Source organism: Mesorhizobium sp. M2A.F.Ca.ET.039.01.1.1 (assembly GCF_003998035.1).
GTDB lineage: Bacteria > Pseudomonadota > Alphaproteobacteria > Rhizobiales > Rhizobiaceae > Mesorhizobium.
The window spans coordinates 1-6,108 of the sequence record NZ_RZRY01000382.1 but is presented as its reverse complement, the minus strand read 5'-3'; the positions used below and the strand labels follow the sequence as shown (position 1 = coordinate 6,108).

The 6,108-nt window shown below is 66.7% G+C and carries 6 protein-coding genes; 5 read left to right on the top strand and 1 reads right to left on the bottom strand.

Going from position 1 to position 6,108, the window contains the following annotated elements:
* The first annotated feature begins 25 nt into the window (after positions 1-25).
* The 3 genes from EOA24_RS24445 (at position 26) to EOA24_RS24435 (ending at position 4,377) form a co-directional block, all read left to right on the top strand.
* The gene (locus EOA24_RS24445) at positions 26-1,633 is read left to right on the top strand and encodes an FGGY-family carbohydrate kinase (RefSeq protein WP_127410144.1); all 1,608 of its coding nucleotides are present in this window, start codon (positions 26-28) and stop codon (positions 1,631-1,633) included.
* Between the two features lie 195 nt (positions 1,634-1,828).
* Entirely contained in the window at positions 1,829-3,598 is a 1,770-nt protein-coding gene (locus EOA24_RS24440; protein WP_126078582.1) for an acyl-CoA dehydrogenase family protein, read from the top strand.
* A gap of 26 nt (positions 3,599-3,624) precedes the next feature.
* Positions 3,625-4,377 (top strand): crotonase/enoyl-CoA hydratase family protein, encoded by a 753-nt coding sequence (locus EOA24_RS24435; protein WP_126078581.1) that lies wholly within the window; start codon positions 3,625-3,627, stop codon positions 4,375-4,377.
* Between the two features lie 15 nt (positions 4,378-4,392).
* Here EOA24_RS24435 and pdxH read toward each other — a convergent pair whose 3' ends face one another.
* Positions 4,393-5,010 carry a pyridoxamine 5'-phosphate oxidase gene (gene pdxH, locus EOA24_RS24430; RefSeq protein ID WP_126078580.1) on the bottom strand — a complete coding sequence of 206 codons (618 nt, stop codon included), beginning with the start codon at positions 5,008-5,010 and terminating at the stop codon, positions 4,393-4,395.
* A 40-nt stretch (positions 5,011-5,050) separates the two neighbouring features.
* Here pdxH and EOA24_RS24425 point away from each other — a divergent pair, with 40 nt between their 5' ends.
* Positions 5,051-5,515, top strand: a complete 465-nt coding sequence (locus EOA24_RS24425; RefSeq protein WP_126078579.1) for an RT0821/Lpp0805 family surface protein — start codon at positions 5,051-5,053, stop codon at positions 5,513-5,515.
* 113 nt (positions 5,516-5,628) lie between these two features.
* A partial coding sequence (locus EOA24_RS24420; protein WP_148669976.1) for a DnaJ domain-containing protein occupies positions 5,629-6,108 on the top strand: 480 nt, incomplete at its 3' end.

Below are 6,108 nucleotides of genomic sequence, written 5' to 3'. Positions count from 1 at the left end.
ACTCCCCCGCTTCTGAGGTTCCCCAATGCCTTCCCACTTCCTCGGCATCGATGTAGGCACCGGCAGCGCGCGCGCCGGCGTCTTCGACGAGCGCGGCGAGTTGCTCGCTTCGGCCAAGCGCGACATCGCGCTCTTCGTCGAGCCTGGCGAGATCGCCGAGCAGTCCAGCCGCGACATCTGGCAGGCGGTATGCGCCAGCGTACGCGAGGCGGTCGCGAAGACGGGCGTCGATCCCAGGGAGATCGGCGGTATTGGCTTCGACGCGACCTGTTCCCTGGTGGTGGTCGGCGACGATGGCGAGCCGCTGCCCGTGGGCCGTTCCGGAGACAGCGATCGAAACATCATCGTCTGGATGGACCATCGCGCCCTGGATCAGACCAGGCGCATCAATGCCGGCCACCATCCCGTCCTCGACTATGTCGGGGGCGTCATCTCACCAGAGATGGAAACGCCGAAGCTTTTGTGGCTGAAGGAAAACCTGCCCGCGACTTTTACCAAAGCGCGGCATTTCTTCGACCTTGCCGATTACCTGACCTGGCGCGCCACCGGCAGCCTCGCCCGTTCGGTCTGCACCCTTGCCTGTAAATGGACCTATCTCGGCCATGAGCGGCGCTGGGACGACAGCTATTTTCATTCCGTAGGGCTCGGCGAGCTTGCGGATGAGAGATTTGCCCGTATCGGCACCGAAGTGGTCGACCCAGGCACGGCGGTGGGCGCCGGCCTGACGGAGAAGGCCGCGGCCGAGCTGGGGCTGGTCGCGGGCACGGTCGTCGCCGCCGGGCTGATCGATGCCCATGCAGGCGGTGTCGGCACGGTGGGTGCTGCCGGCGATGCCGGCACCATTTCCTCGCGCATGGCCTATGTGCTGGGCACCTCGGCCTGCACCATGGCGAGCAGCCAAGATCCGGGCTTCGTGCCCGGAGTCTGGGGGCCCTACTTCTCCGCCATGGTGCCTGGGTTCTGGCTGAGCGAGGGCGGCCAGTCGGCCGCCGGCGCGGCCATCGATCTCCTGGTGCATTTTCACCCGGCGCAAGCCGAGGCTTCCGTGCGCGCCGCGGCGGAAGGCAAATCGCTGGTCGACTGGCTGGCCGCGGCCGCCGCGGCGGCTTCGCCCGACCTGTCGGCGGCCGCCAAGCTCGCGGGAAGCATCCATGTCGTGCCCGAATTCCTCGGCAACCGCTCCCCCTTGGCCGATCCGGACGCGCGCGGCCTGATAGCGGGGCTCGGCACCGACCGCTCCGTCGACAGTCTCGTCGGCCTCTACGTGGCCGGGCTTTGCGGTCTGGGCTACGGCGTGCGCCAGATCGTTGCGGCGATGGCGTCGTCCGGCCTTGCCGTCGACACCATCGTCATCAGCGGGGGCGCCGGGCAGTCGCCGCTGGCGCGCCAGCTGCTCGCCGACGCCGCCGGCCTGCCGGTCGCCGCCTCGCAGTCGCCGGAGCCGGTGCTGTTGGGCGCCGCGATGCTCGGTGCCGTCGCGGCCGGGCATTACCCTGACCTATCGAGCGCCATGCCTGCCATGTCCCGGCTTGGCGAGGTTTTTACACCTGCGTCCGGTGACATCCGCGCTTGGCACGACCGCCGCTACGAAGCCTTCCTGGCGCTGCAGGCGGTGGGCCGCAGCATACGCTGAGGATCGATCAGCGCCTAAACAGCGACGGGACCTTGAATGGATCGGGCGCTGGCTCCCGCTCCGCCGCGGATAGCGGCGCCTATGCAAAATCCGCGTGACAAAGTTTGACGTTTACGTAAAAAGAAGGTGCGAAATGGACGCATGGTTTCGCGTCGGCCATGCGTTACGGTTGGCTGGGTCGGAGGAGGAGCAGACATGTACCGCGCGCCGGTCGAGGACATCGCCTTTACGCTCAAGCACGTGGCGGGGCTGAAGCCGGCGCTGGATGCCGGCATTTTCGGTGACCTCGGCGAGGACTTGGTCGACGCGATCCTGGCCGAAGCGGGGCGTTTCGCCCGCGAGGAGGTGGCTCCGCTCTACAAGGTCGGCGACGAGCATGGCGCGGTGCTGAAGGATGCGGCCGTCACCACGCCGCCAGGCTGGAAGCAGCTTTACCGCCGCTGGATCGAAGGCGGCTGGAACGCGCTGTCGGGGCCGGAGGAGTACGGCGGCCAGGGCCTGCCGACCATGCTCGGCGTCGCCGCGCTCGAAATGTGGAACTCCGCGGCCATGGCCTTCGGCATCGGCCCGACGCTGACCATGGGCGCGGTCGAGGCGCTCGACAAACACGCCTCGGAGGAACTCAAGGCCAAATATCTCGCAAAGCTCGTCTCTGGCGAGTCGATGGGCACGATGAACCTGACCGAACCGCAGGCGGGCTCGGACCTCGCGGCCTTGCGCGCCCGCGCCGAGCCGGTTGGCGACGGCACCTACCGCATCTTCGGCCAGAAGATCTTCATCACCTATGGCGAGCACGATTTCACCGACAACATCGTGCATCTGGTGCTGGCGAGGTTACCCGACGCGCCGGCCGGCACGCGCGGCATCTCGCTGTTTCTGGTGCCGAAATTCTTCGTCAATGACGATGGCTCGCTTGGCGCCCGCAACGACGTCTTCTGTTCCGGCCTCGAGCACAAGCTCGGCATCCATGCTTCGCCGACCTGCACGATGATCTATGGCGACGGTTTCCAGGGCGCCAAGCCCGGCGCCATCGGCTGGCTGATCGGCGAGGAGAACAAGGGGCTCGCCTGCATGTTCACGATGATGAACAACGCCCGCCTTGCCGTCGGCATGCAGGGCGTGGCGGTGGCCGAGACCGCGACGCAGAAGGCGATCGCCTATGCCAATGAGCGCCGCCAGGGCAAGGCTTCCGCCTATGCGGGCTCCGGCATGGCGCCGATCGTCCATCACCCGGACGTGCAGCGCAATCTGCTCACCATGCGGGCGCTGACCCAGATCGCCCGCTCGATCAGCTATTCCTGCGCCCATGCCATCGACCGCGCCCGCGTCGGCGAGGGCGAGGCAGGAGCGAAATGGCATGACCGCGCCAGCCTGCTGACGCCGCTGGCAAAGGCCTTCTCCACCGATGTCGGCGTCGAGGTCGCCTCGCTGGGCGTCCAGGTGCATGGCGGCATGGGCTTCATCGAGGAGACGGGCGCTGCCGCGCTTTATCGCGACGCTCGCATCGCGCCGATCTATGAAGGCACCAACGGCATCCAGGCGATCGACCTTGTCTCGAGAAAGCTGCCGCTCGGCGGCGGCGAGCATGTGCATGGTTACATCAGCGAACTGAAAGCGGTGGCGGAAGCCGTGCGCACCTCCAACATCGAAGGCTTCGGCCGCACCGCCGACAATCTCGACCGCGCGCTGGCCGATCTCGACGAAGCGACGCGCTTCCTGCAAAAACTGCTTGCCGACGGCAAGGCGGACGCCGCGATGGCCGGCGCCACGCCCTATCTGCGCCTGATCTCGCTCGCCGCCGGCGGCGCATATCTGGCGCAGGGTGGCCTGGCAGACCGTAGCCGCATCGCGCTTTGCCGCTTCTTCGCCGAAAACCTGCTCGGCGAGACCCGCGCCTTGAAGGAGCGAGTCATCGACGGCGCCGAAAGCCTCGTCGCCGCTGGCAAGGCACTGATTTCCGCTTAAGCACCCCGACGCTCAAAGGACCAACCGTGACAGACCATATCCTCGTCGAGCGCCAGGGCGCCGTGCAGATCATCCGCATCAACCGCCCGGACAAGAAGAACGCGCTGACGCGCGCCATGTACGCGAAAATGTCGGCGGCGCTCACCGAAGGCGACGCCGATCCGGCGGTCCGCGTGCATGTCTTCCTCGGCGTTCCGGGCGCCTTTTCCTCCGGCAACGACCTCGCCGATTTCCTGGTCATCGCCACCGGCGGCGAGGGTGGCAATGAGGTATGGGATTTCCTGATGGCGCTGGCCATGTCGCAGAAGCCGATGGTGTCCGGCGTCGACGGCATCGCCGTCGGCATCGGCACCACGCTCAATCTGCATTGCGACCTGACCTTCGCCACGCCGCGCACGCTGTTCCGCACGCCCTTCGTCGATCTCGGCCTGGTGCCGGAAGCCGGCTCCAGCCTGATCGCGCCGCAACTGCTGGGACGGCAGGGCGCCTTCGCGCTGCTCGGCCTCGGCGAGGGCTTTTCGGCCGAGCGCGCCAAGGCCGCCGGCCTGATCTACGACGTCGTCGCCGAAGAGGCGTTGGAAGGCACGGTGCTGGCCGCCGCCAAGGGCATCGCCGCCAAGCCGCCGCAGGCGCTGAAGATCGCGCGCGACCTGATGCGCGAGCCGCGCGAAGCGCTCATCGCCCGCATCAAGGTCGAAGCCGAGCATTTTCGCGAGCGGCTGACCTCCGAAGAGGCCCGCGCCGCGCTGACCGCTTTCATGACGCGCAAGAAGAGCTGAACGCGTCGCCCGCCCTCAGGGATAAAGCCTGGTCTTGTCCCAGCCGCCGGCGGCGTTGCGTGAAAACACGACACGGTCATGCAGCCGGAACGGTCTGTCGTGCCAGAACTCTATCGTCTGCGGCACGATGCGGAAGCCCGACCAATGTTTTGGCCGCGGGATCTCGCCGATGGCATAGCGCGCCGTGTATTCGGCCACCGCCTTCTCCAGCGCGAAGCGGCTCTCCAGCGGCCGCGACTGTTTCGACGCCCAGGCGCCGATGCGGCTGCCGCGCGGCCGTGTCGCGTAATAGGCGTCGGCCTCGGCGTCGCTGACGATCTCCACCGGCCCGCGCACCCGCACCTGGCGGCGCAGCGACTTCCAGTGGAAGCACATCGCCGCCTTCATGCTGCCAAGAATCTCGCGGCCCTTGGCGCTCTCGAAATTCGTGTAGAAGACAAAGCCTTTTTCGTCGAACCCTTTGAGCAGCACCATCCGCACATCCGGCATGCCGTCGGCGTCGACGGTTGCCAGCGCGACCCCATTGGGATCATTGGGCTCGCTCTTCGTGGCGTCCTCCAGCCATACGGCAAAGAGCCGGAACGGCTCCGCCGCTTCGGTGAAGTCACTGCTTGTTAACTCGGTTTCGTTCATAGTTTTCCAAATTTTTAACATTGCGGGAGGAGTTCGCCGATTGTCGCGTATCGCGCAAGCTTTTGACAGCGGGCAATGGAGCGTTATCGCTTCGGCCAGTGCCAAGGCTGCGCTGCTGACCTTGGCGCTTCCCCTTGCCGCCTGCGGCGCCGGCGGGTTCAGCCTGCAAAAGGCCGAGGTCGACCGCTCGATCATCACCGCCAGCGCGCCGTCCTCGCCAACCGCGCCGGCTATCTCCGACCAGGACTCCGACCAGACCACCATCGGCAACGCCGTTTCTTCCGCCGACATCAAGGAGCTTGGCGGCCAGACGGTGCCTTGGGCCAATGCCGCCACCGGCTCGCGCGGCGCGATCACCGAGCTGGTCGAGCTGAAGGACGGCGGTCTGACCTGCCGCCGCTTCAGCGCCACGCGCGAGAGCTTCGATGGCGTCGCCCTCTACAAGGGCGAGCTGTGCCTGGCCGAAGCCGGCGGCTGGCGCATGCAGGAGTTCAAACCGCTCTGATTTTGGGCCCCTGATTTTCGGGCGCTAATTGCCCTTGCGCCACTGGAATTTCTTCCTATGCGAGCGCATATAGGGGGCGACCACAATTCCAATCTCTCTAGCAGGCAGGAAGCATGCGCGACCCCTATGAGGTGCTGGGCGTTGCCAAGAACGCATCGGCCAAGGACATAAAATCGGCCTACCGCAAGCTCGCCAAGAAGCATCATCCGGACCAGAATCCGAATGATCCGAAGGCGAAGGACCGTTTTGCCGCCGCCAACCAGGCTTACGAGATCGTCGGCGACGAGAAGACGCGCGCCGCCTACGATCGCGGCGAGATCGACGCCGAGGGCAAGCCGAAATTCCAGGGCTTTGAAGGCGCGGCCGGCGGCGACCCGTTCGCCGGCTTCCGCCGCCAGCAGGGCCCGGGCGGCGCGCATTTCGAATTCCGCACCGGGCGTCCGGGCGGCGATCCGTTCGACGGCAACAGCGACATCTTCAGCCAGATCTTCGGCGATGCCTTTTCCGGCGCCCGCGGCGCCGGCCCAAGGGGAGCCGGAACAGGCGATCGCCGCCAGCCGGTGCAGGCGGCCGACCTCAACGTCACCATGGAC